Below are 14659 nucleotides of genomic sequence, written 5' to 3' on the forward strand. Positions count from 1 at the left end.
ATCCTTCCTGTCGGAAGGCGTCCTTGGTTCCTCGGCCGAGCGTGGCGGAGCGTCCAGGGTGGACGGTCCGTTGCAACGCCTCTCGGTTGGTGCCGATCCTACTCGGGTCCGCGACTAGGCTCAGGAGAGTGATGGAGATCGAGACGGTCCCCGAGCTGGTCCGGCCCGTGGTGATCGCGGCGTTCGAGGGATGGAACGACGCCGCCGAGTCGGCGACCGCGGTGGTCGACCACCTGATGAAGGCGTGGGACGCCCGGGTCGTCGCGGCGATCGACCCGGAGGAGTTCTACGACTTCCAGGTCAACCGGCCCACCGTCGGCATCGACGAGAACGGCTTCCGCAAGCTGACCTGGCCCAGCACCCACATCGCGGTCGCCTCTCCCCCGGACCTGGACCGCGACGTGATCCTGGTCCGCGGGATCGAGCCCAACATGCGCTGGCGCCAGTTCACCGCCGAGATCCTCGCCACCATCGACGACCTCGGCGGCGAGCTGTTCGTCACCCTCGGCGCCCTGCTCTCCGACAGCCCCCACACGCGGCCGATCCCGGTGTCCGGCTCCACCACCGAGGCGGACCTGATGGACCGGCTGGTCCTCGAGCAGTCGACGTACGAGGGACCGACCGGGATCGTCGGGGTGCTCCAAGACGCCTGCGCCCGGGTCGACATCCCCGCGGTGTCCTACTGGGCCGCGGTCCCCCACTACGTCGCCCAGCCGCCGTGCCCCAAGGCCACCTTGGCGCTGCTCACCCGGCTCGAGGACCTGCTCGAGATCCCGATGCCCCTCGGCGACCTGCCCGACGAGGCGCGGGCCTGGGAGCGCGGGGTCGACGAGCTGGCCGAGGAGGACGAGGACATCGCCGACTACGTCCGCTCGCTGGAGGAGTCGCGCGACACCGCCGACCTCCCCGAGGCGTCCGGCGAGGCGATCGCCCGGGAGTTCGAGCGGTATCTCAAGCGGCGGGGCGAGGAGTCCTAGTCAGCCTCGGGCTGAGCCACGCCGTTGCGGTTTGGTCCCAAACCGCAACTTTTGGCGCCCTCCAGCTGCGGTTTCCGCCCAAACCCGAGGTGGTCTGACCAGCTGCCGCTCGGTGGACGACGGCCCCCGCGCCCGTTCCGACAGGAGCTCCACGCCGGCCGGCGACCGAGCAGCCCGCTTGCGGTTTGGTCCCAAACCGCAACATTCGGCGCCCTCGACCTGCAGTTTCCGCCCAAACGTGAACTGGTCAGACCACCTCAACCGGCCCGCCGATCACCCGACCGACCCGCCAGGACCGACCAACCAGGACCGACCAACCCCCGTACGGCGCCCGCTACAGCGCGAGCCCGAGCGCCGCGTCCAGCACGGGCAGCAGCGTGACGGCCGCCTCGGCGTCACCGGTGTCGGCGAGCCCGTCGGTGCCGAGCGTGGCCCGGACCCAGGCGTCGACGGCGGCGGTGGCCCGCGGCGCGTCGAGGTCGTCGGCCAGCGCCGCGAGGATCTCCTCGACCACCGGCGCGGCCGGCGCCCCCGCACCGAGCGCGAGCGCCCGGCGCCAGGCGGCGACGTCGTCGACGGCCTGCCACAGCTGGGCGTCGGTCCACTCCCAGTCGGTGCGGTAGTGGTGGCGGAGCAGGGCGAGCCGGATCGCCATCGGGTCGATGTCGCTGTTGCGCAGCGCGGAGACGAAGACCAGGTTGCCGAGCGACTTCGACATCTTCTGGCCGTCGTAGGCGACCATCCCGGCGTGCGAGTACACCTTCGCGAACGGCTCGCCCGTCGCCACCTGGACGTGCCCCGCGCACATCTCGTGGTGCGGGAAGACCAGGTCGCTCCCGCCGGCCTGGACCTCGAAGGCGCCACCGAGGTGCTGCAGCGCGATCGCCGCGCACTCGATGTGCCAGCCGGGCCGGCCGGGGCCGAACGGGCTGTCCCAGGACGGCTCGCCCTCGCGCTCGCCGCGCCACACGACGCAGTCGAGCGGGTCCTTCTTGCCGTCGCGGTCGGGGTCGCCGCCGCGCTCGGCGAAGAAGCGGAGCATCGTGTCGCGGTCGTAGTTGGACTCCGCGCCGAAGGCGGGGTCGGCGGCGACGGAGAAGTAGAGGTCCTGGTCGACCCGGTAGATCGAGCCCGCGGCCTCGAGCCGCTCGATCAGCTCGATGACGAGCGGGATCGACTCGACCGCGCCGACGTACTCGACCGGCGGGAGCACCCGCAGTGCCTCCATGTCCTTGCGGAACAGCTCGGTCTCGCGCTCCGCCAGCTCGACCCAGTCGACGCCGACCTTGTCGGCCCGCTCGAGCAGCGGGTCGTCGACGTCGGTGACGTTCTGGACGTAGCGGACGTCGTGTCCGGCGTTGCGCCACGCGCGGTTGAGTAGGTCGAAGGCGACGTAGGTGTTGGCGTGGCCGATGTGCGTGGCGTCGTAGGGGGTGATCCCGCAGACGTACAGGCGCGCGGCGCCGTCGGGGCGGCTCTCGACCTTGCCGCCCGTCGCGGTGTCGTGGAGGACGACCTGGGGGCCGGTGACCGGGAGCACCGGGAGGCCCGGTGCGTTCCATGCGCGCATGCCTTGATGTTAGGGGTTGGCTCTAGAAGGGCGGCCACGGGATCGCCGGCCAGCTCCCCGACGGGCCCGGCAGCACGCCCGCGGCGAGCAGTCGTTCGGTACGCCGCTCCAACGCGCGGATCTCGTGCTCGGCGAGGTGGGTGGCCAGCCGTTCGCCGAGCTCGCCCCGGACCGCGGCCAGCACCGCGGTGACGACCTCGGTCTCCTCGGAGGTGAGCGGCAGCCCCGCCCAGCCCCACAGCACGGTGCGCAGCTTCGGCTCGTGGTGGAAGGCGACGCCGTGGTCGACGCCGTAGCGGTGGCCGCCGGGCATCGCGAGTACATGCCCGCCCTTGCGGTCGGCGTTGTTGACCAGGACGTCGTAGACCGCGAGCCGGCGCAGCGCCGCCGAGTCCTCGTGGACCAGGGTCACCGGGTGGTCGCGCTCGTCGAGCCCCTCGACCACCTCCAGCCAGCCGTCGGGCACCTCGCCGGAGCGGACCAGGGTGACCGCGTCGTCGTCGGGGTCGACCTCCTGCCACTCCTGCACCATGCCCGGGCCGTGGGGTCCCTCGCCCCACCAGGTACGCGGCACCAGGCCCCAGCCGGTGGCCTCGGAGACTGCGTACGCCGCGATCTCGCGGTCGGCGAGGGTGCCGTCGGGGAAGTCCCAGAGCGGCCGCTCCCCCGCGACCGGCTTGTAGACGACCTCGCGTCCGTCGAGCTCGGCGAGGAAGGTGGCATTCGAGGCCGGCATGATCCGGCCGCGGATCTCCAGGCTCACCGGCAGGATCACTGCTCGGTGGGCTCGCGCCGCTTGAACCCGTTGGCGCGCACGCACAGGTGCCCGTCGGGGTCGATCGGCTGGCCGCAGAACGGGCAGGTCGGGCGGCCGGCGCCGACGACGTTCTCGGCCCGGCGGACGAACGCCCGGGCCTGGCCAGGCTCCAGGCGGACCAGCAGCAGCTCGGCCGGGTCCTCGCCGTCGGTGAGCTCGACCGGCTCCTCGCCGACCGGGAACACCTCGACCACGACCCGCTCGTCGTCGGGGTCCCACGACAGGGTCATGGTGCCGGCGCGGAACTCCTCCTCGATCGGCAGCTCCAGCGGCTGGTCGTCGGCGAGCCCGAACGGCGCCATCGCCGGGACGACGCCCTGGGTGCGCCCGTCGGCGATCACCTCGTCGAGCAGCTCGTCGATCCGCTCCGCGAGCGCGATGACCTGCTGCTTCTCCAGCGCGACCGACACCAGCCGGGCGCCGGCCCGGGCCTGCAGGAAGAAGGTGCGACTGCCGGGCTCGCCGACGGTGCCGGCGACGAAGCGCTCGGGCGGGTCGAATCCGTGGACGATCGGCATGCTCCGAGCCTAGTGGTCCACTAGTGGTCCGCCGAGCCAGGACCCGCGCCGCCGCCGACCACGGCGCCCTCGGCCTTCGCCCGCCGCTTGCGGCCCGGCTTCGGGGCCAGCCAGGACAGGTCGCCGTCGTGGGTGTTGCTGGCGAGGACGTAGGGCCGGTCGGGGGCGTACCTGACCACCGACACCGAGGCCGGGTCGACGTTGATCCGCTGGAAGAGGTCCAGGTGCATGCCCAGGGCGTCGGCGAGCACCGACTTGATGATGTCGCCGTGGCTCACCGCCACCCAGACCGCACCCGGGCCGTGCTCCTCGGTGACGGCGGCGTCGATGCGTCGTACGGCGGCCACGGCCCGGTGCTGCATCGCGACCATCGACTCGCCGCCGGGGAACACCGCCGCCGAGGGCTGGCGCTGGACGGTCTGCCACAGCGGCTCGCGCAGCAGCTCCTTGATCGCCCGGCCCTGCCACTCGCCGTAGTCGCACTCGGCGAGCCCCTTCTCCGTGACCGCCCTCGTCACGGCGTGCCCGCGCTCGCGCTGGGCGACCGCGATCGCCTTCGCGGTCTGCTTGCAGCGCTCCTGCGGACTGGTCACCAACGCCGCCAGCGGGACCGTCCCGATCCGGCCGCCGGCCCGCGCTGCCTGCTCGATGCCGAGCTCGTCGAGCCGGACGCCCGGCGTACGGCCCGCGAGCAGGCCGGAGGCGTTCGCGGTGGTCCGGCCGTGGCGGACGAGCAGCAAGGTGGCCATGGCGGGGAGCCTAGCCATAGCGTTGGCGCGTGATCGTCGACAGCGCCGTCTACCGCCAGGGCGTCCGCCTCCCGGTGGACTGCCATCTCCACGACTACGCCGCGCTGCGGGCGGCGGCCAGCGCGGAGCACGACTTCGTCTGGGTCGGGCTGTACGAGCCCAGCCACATCGAGCTCGGCGAGATCGCGAAGGCCTTCGACCTGCACCCGCTCGCCGTCGAGGACGCGGTCGTCGCCCACCAGCGCCCCAAGCTGGAGCGCTACGACAACAGCCTGTTCCTGGTCCTCAAGACGCTCTGGTACGTCGACGAGGACGACGCCGTCGAGACCGGCGAGATCAACGTCTTCATCGGCGCCGACTTCGTGATCACCGTCCGCCACGGCCGCGGATCGGCGCTCAGCGACGCCCGCCACGACCTGGAGAAGAAGCAGGCCGTCCTCGACCACGGCCCCTCGGCCGTGATCTACGCCGTCTGCGACGCCGTCGTCGACGGCTACACCGCGGTCGTCGCGGAGCTGCAGGTCGACGTCGACGAGGTCGAGGCATCGGTCTTCTCCGACAAGCGCACCCAGGACGGCGACCGGATCTACATCCTCAAGCGCGAGCTCTCCGAGGTACGCCGCGCCGTGCTGCCCCTGCGCGAGCCGATGCGCCGCTTCGCCACCGGCGCCGTCGACCTCGTCGAGGCCGAGGCCGCGCCCTTCTTCCGCGACGTCAGCGACCACCTCGCCCAGGCCGCGGAGGAGATCGACACCCTCGACCTGCTGCTGTCGTCGGCGTTCGACGCGCACGTGTCCCGGATCGCCATGCAGCAGAACGACGACATGCGCAAGATCTCGGCGGGCGCGGCGCTGGTCGTCGTGCCGACGCTGATCGCGGGGGTCTACGGCATGAACTTCCGCCACATGCCCGAGCTGGACTGGTCGTTCGGGTACCCGTTCGCGCTGCTGCTGATGGCGTCGACGATGGCGGGGCTGTGGATCTTCTTCAAGAGGTCGGGCTGGTTCTGAACCCGTTGGCCCGGCCTCGGAGTGAGATGCTCGCCTCGTGACCGACTGGGACCAGTTCGTTCGAGAGGTGACGTGGTTCGCCGACGGCAGTAGGCAGATCCGCGTGGGCGCGCCGTCGCGATGGTCCCGCGGCTCGGTGCTGACCCTCCCGGGGATGAGCCGCCTTCTGGAGTCCGCGACCGTGACGCCGGTCGTTCGAGACGACCGGTCCTACGAACTGCTTGCCTGGGGACCACCAGAGCACCGCCGGGGCTGGCTCTGTCTCCCGCCTGAGAAGTCGCCCCTACCCGGTCGACTCCATCCTGACCACCTCAGGCTGCTGGAGCGCATCGGCGGGATCGTGGAGTTCTTCGGTGAGCCTCCGTGCTGGTGGAACAACCAGAACGAGGTGCTGACGTTGTCGGCCGCGGGATTGTCTGTGGCCGCGGTGCTGACCGACTACTCGTGGCTGTGGACGGACGACGGCCTGGAGCTCCCCGTAGACCCCGACGACTTCTACGCCGTTGCCGTCGAGGCCAACGGGAACTTGACCCTCGCTCATCGCGGCAGTGGCGCCGTGCTGTTGTTCGCCCCCGATCATGCCTTCGACGGGGTGACAGCACTGGCTGGAAGTCCGCCGTACTCGCTCATGACGATCGATGCGGCGCCGGACCTGACCACCTGGATCGAGTCCACCGTCGACGCTTGGTCCACTGCCTGACCTGCGAACAAAGAACGACGGGCATGGTGCTCGAAGAACTCTCACCCAAGGCCCTCCCAGAACTCGGCCCATGGGTTCTGGTTCGCCATCGCCTTGAAGGGGGCTTCGACGGGTGGCTTGTTCTGGTTCTTCAGACGGTCAGGCTGGCTGTAGTCCGCTGGCGACGTCGCCTCACTGCTGCAGTTGCCCGACCACCAGAGGCAGCTACGCTGCCGTCGTGGATCTGTCTGAGCCCTATCAGCAGGCCGACGGCCTGTGGTGCGTCTCGGTCAACCCGGGTCACGCCGACGAGTTGCTCGGTGCGCTCGATCCCGAGTTTCCCTTCGTGCTGATCGAGACGTGGGACGGCGACTCTGACTGGCACGAGGCGGTAGTGAGCGTCGGCCCCAACGACGTGGCCCGGCCACGTCTCGTTCGTCACCACTCGTTCGATCTCCTCGTCACGCCAGTCGAGGCGCGAGGTGTCGGCGTCCACCTGCGGGCTCAGGGTCTCGCGGGTGGTGGCCTGGGCTGCTTCCAGTTCCGGGAGCGTCCAGCGCCCGCTTTCCGCGTTCCCGCATCACTAGCGGGACGCCGTTCGGCGTTGGAAGGACAGAAGGTCGAGATAGCAATCGAGCTGCCGCACGATGGTGAGGTCGCAGTCGTCGCCTCACCGAGCAGGGCGCGCCTGATCGCCTATGGACAGCGACTGGCCTGAGTGGTCCCGCCCGCTCCCCGTCAGCGCCTGTCGGGAACAACACCGCGACAACTTCCGCCACATGCCCGAGCTGGACTGGTCGTTCGGGTACCCGTTCGCGCTGCTGCTGATGGCCTCGACGATGGCGGGGCTGTGGATCTTCTTCAAGAGGTCGGGGTGGTTCTGAGCGGCCACGCGCACTCACCCCTCGCCGGCATAGCCCCGCAGGAACACCCGCGCCCCGGTGCGAACGACCGCCTCGTGGGCGGGTGAGCCGGCGCCGCCGGGGAAGTCGTCGGCGGCGATCAGCTGCAGCAGGTGCCGGGCGGCCAGCTCGGGGTCGGGGAGGTCGAGGCCGAACCGGGGGGCGAGCTCGGCGAGGCGCGCCGCCAGGGCCCGGCGTACGGCGAGCGGGCCGGCCTCGCGCCAGGCGCGGAGCGCGGCCTCGGGGATGTGGTCGCGTTCGGCGCTGACCTGGCGGACCAGGGCCCAGTGCTCGGACAGGTCCTCGGCGCTCCGGCGGCCCCAGTCGAGCCCGAGCGCGACCAGCGCCGGCTCCAGCTCGCTCACGTCGCCCAGGTGGCGCTCGATGATCGCGATGTGCCGATCGGCCACCTCGGCCGAGCTGGCCGCGATCACCGCCTGGAAGAGCCCCGCCTTGTCGCCGAAGTGGTTGTAGAGGGTGCGGGTCGACACGCCGGCCTGCTCGGCGATCGCGTCGACGCTGGCCCGGGTGTAGCCGTCGCGGGCGAACAGCGTCAGGCCCCCGGCCAGGAGGTCCTGACGCTTGGCGGCTCGGGGGCTCATGGGACGGGATCCTACCAATTTGCACCGAACGTTGTACTTTGGTTGACGACCAGAACTACAACGTACGTTGCACATTGGGAGACAGACATGACCACCATCGGACTCGTTCTCGGCAGCACCCGGCCCGGCCGCCGCGGCCACCTCATCGGCGAGTGGGTCGCCCGGCGGGCAGCCGCCCGCGACGACGGCGTGGGGTACGTCGGGCTCGACCTCCTGGAGTTCGGCCTCCCCGTCCTCGACGAGCCGCTCCCGGCGAAGTGGGGGCGCTACGACCACGAGCACACCCGGCGGTGGTCGGCCGCCGTCGGGGCGTGCGACGGCTTCGTCTTCATCACGCCGGAGTACAACCACGCCGAGCCCGGCGGCCTCAAGAATGCGATCGACTTCCTCTTCGACGAGTGGGCGCACAAGGCCGCAGGCTTCGTGACGTACGGCATCCAGGGCGGCTACCGCGCCGCCGAGAGCCTGCGCCTGGTGCTGGCCGAGCTGCACGTCGCGACGGTCCGCCAGCAGGTCGCGGTCAACCTGATGACCGACTTCGAGATCGTCGACCCGACCGAGCCCGGCAGCTACCGGCCCGCCGAGCACCACGAGCGCGACCTGGCCACCCTGCTCGACGAGGTCGTGGCGTGGTCGACCGCGCTCGCGCCGCTGCGCTCCGCGCCGGCTGTGCGATGACCACGGTCGAGGCGACCGAGACGGAGATCCCGCGCGAGGTGTGGCGGCTGGCGTGGCTGATCGCGTGCGGCGCCTTCGCCACCGGGCTCGACACCTCGGTGGTGCACGTCGCGCTGCGCACCATCCAGCTCGAGTACGACGTCACGCTGGCCGCGGCGCAGTGGGTCTCGACCAGCTACCTGATCGCGCTCGCGGTCTCGCTGCCCGTGTGCGGCTGGCTCGGCGACCGGCTCGGCACCGGCCGGCTGTGGCTGGGCGCGCTGGCGGCGTTCACCGTCGCCTCCGGGCTCTGCGCGGCCGCACCCAGCCTGGAGCTGCTGGTCGCCGCCCGCGTCCTCCAGGGACTCGCCGCCGGCCTGCTCGTGCCCGCCGGCCAGACCATCCTCGGCCGCGCGGTCGGACCCGGACGCCTGGGTCGGGTGATGTCCCGCCTCGGCATGGCCGTCGCGCTCGCCCCGGCCCTCGGACCGGTCCTCGGCGGCCTGCTCCTCGACGACCTCGGCTGGCGCTGGCTGTTCCTGGTCAACCTGCCGATCGGAGCAGTGGTCCTGCTGGCGGCGCGGCGACTGCTCCCCACGCCGCCCGGCAGCGCCGGCACGCCGCTCGACGGCGTCGGCCTCGCCGCGCTCAGCATCGGCCTGCCGTGCACCGTGTACGGCCTCACCGCTCTCGGCGCCGGCGGCTTCCACCCCGTGCCGATCCTCGTCATCGGCCTCGCCGCCCTCGCGCTGTACGTCGTACGGAGCCGGTTCCGCCCGGAACCGCTGCTCGACCTCGGCCTGTTGCGGATCCCGGCGTTCCGCGCGGCCGGCGCCACGATGGCGGTGGCCGGGGTGCTGATCTTCGGCTCGACCCTGCTCTACCCGCTCTACTTCCAGCTCGCCCGCCACGAGGACGTGCTGACCACCGGACTCCTGACCTTCGCGCTCGGCCTCGGCACCGCCCTCACCCTGCCGCGGGCCGGCCGCCTCGTCGACCGGTACGGCGGCGGCCGGGTGGCACTCGCCGGCGGCCTGCTCGACCTGGCGGTCTCGATCGAGCTGGTGAGCGTCGGGGTGGACCAGCCGATCCTCGTCATCCAGCTGCTGCTCCTGCTGCAGGGGGCGGGGACCGCGCTGCTCGCCGTACCGCTCACCGTCGCGGCGTACGCGGCCGTGCCCCCGCACCGGCTCGCCGACGCGGCCGTCCAGGTCAACATCGTCAACCGCATCGGCGGAGCGCTCGGCGCGGCGATCTTCGTGGTGGTCATCGACCGCGACCTGGCCGCAGGACCCGCCGTGGCCCTGCGCCACGCCTTCGCCTGGCAGCTCGGCGCGGCCGCCCTGTCGGTGGTCGGGGCGCTCCTGCTGACCCGCGTGCAACGAGCCGGCCCCCCGCGGGCCGGGTGACCCTAGGCCGTCAGCACGCCGGTGGCGAGAAACACCAGCACCGCCGCGCCGAGCACGACCCGGTAGACGACGAACGGCGTGTAGGACTTGGTGGTGACCCACTTCAGCAGCCAGGCGATGGCGGCGTACCCGACGACGAAGGAGACCACGGTGGCCACCGCCGTCGGAGCCCAGCCGTAGTTGGCCTCGCCGGCGTGGGCGACCCCGACGTTGCCGATCTCCTTCAGCTCGAACACCCCGGCGCCGACGACGGCCGGGATGGCCAACAGGAAGGCGAACCGGGTCGCGGCCTCGCGCTCGTAGCCGAGGAAGCGGCCCATGGACAGGGTGGCGCCGGAGCGGGACACGCCGGGGACCAGGGCGAGGGCCTGGGCACCGCCCATCAGCGCGGCGTCGCGCAGGCGCATCTGCTTCATCGCCTTCTCGTTCCTGCCGACCCGGTCGGCGAGGCCGAGCACCAGGCCGAGCACGATCAGGGTGCAGCCGATGATCCACAGATTGCGGAAGTCGCGCTCGATGACGTCCTTCAGCAGCACGCCGAGGATCACGATCGGCAGCGAGCCGACGATGATGTACCAGCCCATCCGGGCGTCGAGCGCGCCGCGGTACTCCGGCTTGAACAGCGAGAGCACCCACGCTCGGGCAATGCGCCAGATGTCCTTGCGGAAGTACACCAGCACGGCCAGCTCGGTGCCGATCTGGATCACCGCGGTGAAGGCGGCGCCCGGGTCGCCCCAGCCGAAGAGCTCGGGGAAGATCCGCAGGTGGGCGCTGCTGGAGATCGGGAGGAACTCGGTCAGCCCCTGGAGTACGCCGAGGAACACTGCCTGCAGGAAGTCCGCCACGAGGGGCCATCCTAGGGACACTCCGGTGACGACCGTCATCGGCGCGCCCGGCGTGCCCGGCGCGTCCCGCTCGGCCGGGCCGATACCTTGTGCCCCATGCAGCAGCGGTACGTCGGCGCCAGCGGCCTCCAGGTCTCGCGGCTCGCCCTCGGCACGATGACGTGGGGCAAGGACACCGACGAGCACGAGGCGCGGGACCAGCTGACCGCCTTCGTCGAGGCCGGCGGTACGACGATCGACACCGCCGCCGGCTACACCGACGGCCGCTCCGAGGCCCTCCTCGGCTCCCTGATCGGCGACGTCGTCCGCCGCGACGACCTGGTCCTGGCGACCAAGGCCGGCATCTGGCGGCGCGGCACCGACCGGCTCACCGACACCTCGCGCGGCGCCATGCTGCGCGGCCTCGACACCTCGCTGAAGCGCCTCGGCACCGACCACGTCGACCTGTGGCAGGTCCACATCTGGAGCGACGACGTCCCGCTCGAGGAGACCCTGGGCGCGCTCGACCTCGCGGTGAGCAGCGGCCGGGCGACGTACGTCGGGATCTCGAACTTCAACGGCTGGCAGACCGCACGGGCGGTGACCCTCCAGGAGGCCGCCGCCGGGCGGGCGCGGATCGCGTCCACCCAGATGGAGTACTCCCTGGTCAACCGCCGCATCGAGCGCGAGGTGCTGCCCGCGATCGAGGCGCTCGGCCTCGGCCTGTTCCCCTGGTCACCACTGGGGCGCGGCGTACTGACCGGCAAGTACCGCACCGGCACCCCGTCGGACTCCCGCGCCGCGTCGCCCGTCTTCGCCGGCTTCGTCGACGCCTACCTCGACGACCACAGCCGCGGCATCGTCGAAGCCGTCGCCCGCGCCGCCGACGGCCTCGGCTGGACCCCGCTCGAAGTCGCCCTGGTCTGGGTGCGCGACTCCCCCGGCGTCACCGCGCCGGTCGTCGGCGCCCGGACCGCCGCCCAGCTCGCCGGGGCGCTCGGCTCGGAGGCGAAGACGTTGCCACCCGAGATCCGGGCCGCGCTCGACGACGTCTCCGGAGGTGCCGCATGAACGTCTCCCTGCTCCGACCCGGCGTGATGCGCGGCCTGGGTCGCGGCGTCGAGTGGGAGTTCGAGCGAGTCACCTTCGACCGCGGGTTCTCGCGGAACATGGTCGCCAAGCTGCTCGTCGAGCGGGCCGAGCATGGTGGGTGGGAGCTCGATCGGGTGCAGATCGGGCCGGATGGGCGGCGGCGGGTCGTGCTGCGGCGGAAGATCATCCGGGCTGTGCGGACTGCGTGACTGTTGCGGTTTGGTCCCAAACCGCAACAATTCGGGCCCTGAACACACGGTTTGGTCCCAAACCGCAGCCGGTCAGGTGGTCAAGAGGCCAGGTGGTCAGACCAGTTCGACGAACCGATCCATCACCCTCGCCCCGAACTCCAATCCCTCCACCGGCACCCGCTCGTCCACCCCGTGGAAGAGAGCGGTGAAGTCCAGGTCCTCGGGCAGCCGGAGCGGCGCGAACCCGAAGGACCGCATCCCGAGCTTGGTGAAGTGCTTGGCGTCGGTCCCTCCGCTCATCAGGTACGGCGCGACCAGCGCCTCGGGGTCCTCGGCGAGCAGGCTGCGGGTCATCGCGTCGACCAACGCGCCGTCGTACGGCGTCTCCCAGGGCGCCTGGCGCGAGACGAAGTCGATGTCGACGCCCTCACCGGTGAGCTCGGCGAGGGTGGCGAAGAACTCGTCCTCGTAGCCGGGCAGGAAGCGGCCGTCGACGTGGGCGGTGGCGTCGGTGGGGATGACGTTCACCTTGTAGCCCGCGGACAGCATCGTCGGGTTGGTCGAGTTGCGCAGTACCGCGCCGAGCATCCGGGCGGCACCGCCGAACTCCTCGACCAGCGTGGGCGCGTTCTCGGGGGTGGCCTCGACGCCGGCGAGCTCGCCGACGGTGGCGAGCAGGGTCCGCATGGTCGGGGTGAGCCGGACCGGCCAGTCGTAGGCGCCGATCCGCGCGACCGCGGAGGCGAGCCGGGTGACGGCGTTGTCGTCGTTGAGCATGGAGCCGTGGCCGGCGCGGCCGCGGGCGTTGAGCCGCATCCAGGCCATGCCCTTCTCGGCGGCCTCGATCAGGTAGAGCCGGCGTCCGCGCACCGTCGTGCTGAAGCCGCCGACCTCGCCGACGGCCTCGGTGCAGCCTTCGAACCACTCGGCGTGGTTCTCGACGAGGAGCTGGGCTCCGTCGTGGCCGCCGGCCTCCTCGTCGGCGGTGAAGCAGAGCACCACCTCGCGCTCGGGCGCCCGGCCGGCGCGCTGGCGGGCCCGGACCACGGAGAGCAGCATCGCGTCGAAGTCCTTCATGTCGACCGCGCCGCGGCCCCACACGTACCCGTCCTGCACCTCCCCCGCGAACGGGTCCACCTGCCAGTCCTCCGCCGCCGCTGGTACGACGTCGAGGTGGCCGTGCAGCAGCAGCGCACCCCGCCCCGACCCATCCCCGGAGCCGCCCCAGCGCGCCACCACGTTGGCCCGGCCGGGCTTGGTCTCGATCACCTCGGCGGCGATGCCGACCTCGTCGAGCAGCCCCGCGACGTACTCCGCCGCCTTCCGCTCGCCGGGCCCCTCGCCCCCGCCGTAGTTGGAGGTGTCGATCCGGATCAGCTCGCGACACAGCTCGACGACCTCGGCCGCGGGATCGTGCTCGGACGTCGGCGTGGGAGTCGTCGATTCGGCCATGTCGTCATCGTTGCACGCCCCCCACCACTAGCGTGCTCCAGTGGCCCCTCGCAGATGGAAGCAGTACCGTCCCGACGGCACCCCGGAGCCCGACGGTGCGCCGGCGCAGCCGCCCACGCACCGGCCGTACACGCCGCCGAAGCAGCCGAAGCCGGTCCGCAGCCTCGAGGAGCGGACCGTACGCCGGACGGGCGGCCCGTCGGCCAAGCTGATCGTGGGCGGACTGGTCGCCGTCGCCGCCGCCACGACCCTGATCGTCGCCCTCGGCGGGGGTGACGACGACGCCGCCGCGGGTCAGCCGCAGACCGACCAGGGCTTCGACGCCCTGGTGGCGGCGCTGCGGGAGGAGCGGGACTCCACGTTGGTGCGCCGAGCGGTCATCTATCCCGAGTACGCGAGCGTCTCGGTCCCCTACAAGCCGGACGACCCGAGCGACGAGCGCCAGCTCGACTACTACTGGGACGGCGAGCTGAACGAGCCGTCCAAGACCACCGGCGACGAGGAGGCCTTCGACCTGACGAGCGTCGAGAGCAGCGTCCTCGACGCCCTGTGCCCGCAGGTAGAGAAGCTCGTCGAGGACCCGACCAACTGCTACCTGATCATCGAGAAGCCCGACGCCGACGACGAGACTCCGGCCTGGATCTCGGCCTACGCCAGCAACGAGTTCAACCAGACCGCCTACATCGAGTACGACCTCAACGGGACCCAGGTGGAGGTCCACCCGGCGTCGTGACGTCCGCGACGGTGGCGGCCAGCGCATTGACGAGCGCGTCGCCGTCGACGGTCAGGGCGACGCCGTACGCACCGCCCCCGATCGACACTGTGCCGGTCACCCGGCTGTCCGCGATCACGGGCAGTGGGGTGAGCGAGCCGAGCGGCGTGATCGTGCCACGGACGTAGCCGGTCACCTCCCGCGCGGCGTCGGCCGACGGCATCGAGATCCGGTTGACGCCGAGCAGCGCGCGCAGCAGCGGCCAGGAGATCTCGCGGTCACCGGGCACCAGCACGAACCGGTGGTCGCCCTCGGCCACCCGCACCACCATGGTCTTCACGATCTGCCGCGGCTCGATCCCACGCGCCGCGGCGGCCTCCTCCAGCGAGCCGACCGGACCGTGCCGGGTCACCGCGAACTCCAGGCCGAGCGCCTCGGCTGCGGCGATCGCCCGCGCCGACTGGTCGGTCGGGGCGGTCGGGTCGGGCTCGCTCATGA

At 71.8% G+C, this 14659-nt stretch carries 18 protein-coding genes; 10 read left to right on the top strand and 8 right to left on the bottom strand.

Annotated elements, in window-relative coordinates:
• Positions 1 to 131 precede the first annotated feature (131 nt).
• Positions 132 to 977, top strand: a complete 846-nt coding sequence (locus JOD66_RS27330; protein WP_239545467.1) for a PAC2 family protein — start codon at positions 132 to 134, stop codon at positions 975 to 977.
• Between the two features lie 334 nt (positions 978 to 1311).
• On the opposite strand, the gene mshC is transcribed toward JOD66_RS27330, so the two are convergent.
• From mshC to JOD66_RS27350, 4 genes are read right to left on the bottom strand one after another with little or no spacing between them, the layout of a single operon-like run.
• Entirely contained in the window at positions 1312 to 2547 is a 1236-nt protein-coding gene (mshC, locus tag JOD66_RS27335; RefSeq protein WP_205126038.1) for a cysteine--1-D-myo-inosityl 2-amino-2-deoxy-alpha-D-glucopyranoside ligase, read from the bottom strand.
• Positions 2548 to 2569: 22 nt separating this feature from the next.
• On the bottom strand, positions 2570 to 3310 hold the full coding sequence (locus tag JOD66_RS27340; protein WP_307823758.1) for an SCO1664 family protein: 741 nt from the start codon (positions 3308 to 3310) through the stop codon (positions 2570 to 2572).
• Between the two features lie 8 nt (positions 3311 to 3318).
• Positions 3319 to 3882, bottom strand: a complete 564-nt coding sequence (locus tag JOD66_RS27345; RefSeq protein WP_205126039.1) for a DUF3090 domain-containing protein — start codon at positions 3880 to 3882, stop codon at positions 3319 to 3321.
• Positions 3883 to 3902: 20 nt separating this feature from the next.
• Positions 3903 to 4631 carry a histidine phosphatase family protein gene (locus JOD66_RS27350; RefSeq protein WP_205126040.1) on the bottom strand — a complete coding sequence of 243 codons (729 nt, stop codon included), beginning with the start codon at positions 4629 to 4631 and terminating at the stop codon, positions 3903 to 3905.
• Positions 4632 to 4660: 29 nt separating this feature from the next.
• On the opposite strand from JOD66_RS27350, the gene corA reads away from it, so the two are divergent.
• The 4 genes from corA to JOD66_RS28835 all read left to right on the top strand — a co-directional run bounded on the left by corA (position 4661) and on the right by JOD66_RS28835 (position 7204).
• Positions 4661 to 5641, top strand: coding sequence for a magnesium/cobalt transporter CorA (corA, locus tag JOD66_RS27355; protein ID WP_205126041.1), 981 nt, complete (start codon positions 4661 to 4663; stop codon positions 5639 to 5641).
• A 37-nt stretch (positions 5642 to 5678) separates the two neighbouring features.
• Positions 5679 to 6341: a hypothetical protein gene (locus JOD66_RS27360; protein WP_205126043.1), complete on the top strand. Its 663-nt coding sequence runs from the start codon at positions 5679 to 5681 to the stop codon at positions 6339 to 6341.
• Between the two features lie 217 nt (positions 6342 to 6558).
• Positions 6559 to 7038, top strand: coding sequence for a hypothetical protein (locus JOD66_RS27365; protein WP_205126045.1), 480 nt, complete (start codon positions 6559 to 6561; stop codon positions 7036 to 7038).
• A 61-nt stretch (positions 7039 to 7099) separates the two neighbouring features.
• The gene (locus JOD66_RS28835) at positions 7100 to 7204 is read left to right on the top strand and encodes a CorA family divalent cation transporter (protein WP_239545469.1); all 105 of its coding nucleotides are present in this window, start codon (positions 7100 to 7102) and stop codon (positions 7202 to 7204) included.
• Between the two features lie 14 nt (positions 7205 to 7218).
• Here the strand turns inward: JOD66_RS28835 and JOD66_RS27375 are convergent, their stop codons facing one another.
• The gene (locus JOD66_RS27375) at positions 7219 to 7824 is read right to left on the bottom strand and encodes a TetR/AcrR family transcriptional regulator (RefSeq protein ID WP_205126047.1); all 606 of its coding nucleotides are present in this window, start codon (positions 7822 to 7824) and stop codon (positions 7219 to 7221) included.
• A gap of 87 nt (positions 7825 to 7911) precedes the next feature.
• On the opposite strand from JOD66_RS27375, the gene JOD66_RS27380 reads away from it, so the two are divergent.
• Positions 7912 to 8502, top strand: a complete 591-nt coding sequence (locus JOD66_RS27380) for an NADPH-dependent FMN reductase (protein ID WP_205126049.1) — start codon at positions 7912 to 7914, stop codon at positions 8500 to 8502.
• On the top strand, positions 8499 to 9890 hold the full coding sequence (locus tag JOD66_RS27385) for a DHA2 family efflux MFS transporter permease subunit (protein WP_205126050.1): 1392 nt from the start codon (positions 8499 to 8501) through the stop codon (positions 9888 to 9890). The genes JOD66_RS27380 and JOD66_RS27385 overlap by 4 nt, the downstream gene beginning before the upstream one ends.
• A 2-nt stretch (positions 9891 to 9892) precedes the next feature.
• Here the strand turns inward: JOD66_RS27385 and JOD66_RS27390 are convergent, their stop codons facing one another.
• Positions 9893 to 10735: an undecaprenyl-diphosphate phosphatase gene (locus tag JOD66_RS27390; RefSeq protein ID WP_307823760.1), complete on the bottom strand. Its 843-nt coding sequence runs from the start codon at positions 10733 to 10735 to the stop codon at positions 9893 to 9895.
• Between the two features lie 96 nt (positions 10736 to 10831).
• On the opposite strand from JOD66_RS27390, the gene JOD66_RS27395 reads away from it, so the two are divergent.
• A complete protein-coding gene (locus tag JOD66_RS27395) occupies positions 10832 to 11785 on the top strand; it encodes an aldo/keto reductase (RefSeq protein ID WP_205126053.1) in 954 nt (317 codons plus the stop codon).
• Positions 11782 to 12015, top strand: coding sequence for a DUF5703 family protein (locus JOD66_RS27400; RefSeq protein ID WP_372442819.1), 234 nt, complete (start codon positions 11782 to 11784; stop codon positions 12013 to 12015). Before JOD66_RS27395 ends, JOD66_RS27400 begins: the two co-directional genes overlap by 4 nt.
• Positions 12016 to 12111: 96 nt before the next feature.
• On the opposite strand, the gene JOD66_RS27405 is transcribed toward JOD66_RS27400, so the two are convergent.
• Positions 12112 to 13449: a M20/M25/M40 family metallo-hydrolase gene (locus tag JOD66_RS27405; protein WP_205126055.1), complete on the bottom strand. Its 1338-nt coding sequence runs from the start codon at positions 13447 to 13449 to the stop codon at positions 12112 to 12114.
• 40 nt (positions 13450 to 13489) lie between these two features.
• Here JOD66_RS27405 and JOD66_RS27410 point away from each other — a divergent pair, with 40 nt between their 5' ends.
• A complete protein-coding gene (locus JOD66_RS27410; protein ID WP_205126056.1) occupies positions 13490 to 14182 on the top strand; it encodes a hypothetical protein in 693 nt (230 codons plus the stop codon).
• On the opposite strand, the gene JOD66_RS27415 is transcribed toward JOD66_RS27410, so the two are convergent.
• Complete coding sequence (locus JOD66_RS27415; RefSeq protein WP_205126058.1) at positions 14145 to 14657, bottom strand: aminoacyl-tRNA deacylase; 513 nt, start codon at positions 14655 to 14657, stop codon at positions 14145 to 14147. The genes JOD66_RS27410 and JOD66_RS27415 overlap by 38 nt on opposite strands.
• Between the last annotated feature and the right edge of the window lie 2 nt (positions 14658 to 14659).

It is taken from the genome of Nocardioides nitrophenolicus, from assembly GCF_016907515.1.
Taxonomy (GTDB): Bacteria; Actinomycetota; Actinomycetes; order Propionibacteriales; family Nocardioidaceae; genus Nocardioides; species Nocardioides nitrophenolicus.

What these genes read in the sequence shown, in the direction of transcription:
- JOD66_RS28835 (WP_239545469.1), top strand. Translation starts at nt 7,100, where the DNA reads ATGCCCGAGCTGGACTGGTCGTTCGGGTACCCGTTCGCGCTGCTGCTG.
- JOD66_RS27405 (WP_205126055.1), bottom strand. Translation starts at nt 13,449, where the DNA reads ATGGCCGAATCGACGACTCCCACGCCGACGTCCGAGCACGATCCCGCG.
- JOD66_RS27345 (WP_205126039.1), bottom strand. Translation starts at nt 3,882, where the DNA reads ATGCCGATCGTCCACGGATTCGACCCGCCCGAGCGCTTCGTCGCCGGC.
- JOD66_RS27400 (WP_372442819.1), top strand. Translation starts at nt 11,782, where the DNA reads ATGAACGTCTCCCTGCTCCGACCCGGCGTGATGCGCGGCCTGGGTCGC.
- JOD66_RS27395 (WP_205126053.1), top strand. Translation starts at nt 10,832, where the DNA reads ATGCAGCAGCGGTACGTCGGCGCCAGCGGCCTCCAGGTCTCGCGGCTC.
- JOD66_RS27350 (WP_205126040.1), bottom strand. Translation starts at nt 4,631, where the DNA reads ATGGCCACCTTGCTGCTCGTCCGCCACGGCCGGACCACCGCGAACGCC.
- JOD66_RS27385 (WP_205126050.1), top strand. Translation starts at nt 8,499, where the DNA reads ATGACCACGGTCGAGGCGACCGAGACGGAGATCCCGCGCGAGGTGTGG.
- mshC (WP_205126038.1), bottom strand. Translation starts at nt 2,547, where the DNA reads ATGCGCGCATGGAACGCACCGGGCCTCCCGGTGCTCCCGGTCACCGGC.
- JOD66_RS27375 (WP_205126047.1), bottom strand. Translation starts at nt 7,824, where the DNA reads ATGAGCCCCCGAGCCGCCAAGCGTCAGGACCTCCTGGCCGGGGGCCTG.
- JOD66_RS27330 (WP_239545467.1), top strand. Translation starts at nt 132, where the DNA reads ATGGAGATCGAGACGGTCCCCGAGCTGGTCCGGCCCGTGGTGATCGCG.
- JOD66_RS27380 (WP_205126049.1), top strand. Translation starts at nt 7,912, where the DNA reads ATGACCACCATCGGACTCGTTCTCGGCAGCACCCGGCCCGGCCGCCGC.
- JOD66_RS27415 (WP_205126058.1), bottom strand. Translation starts at nt 14,657, where the DNA reads ATGAGCGAGCCCGACCCGACCGCCCCGACCGACCAGTCGGCGCGGGCG.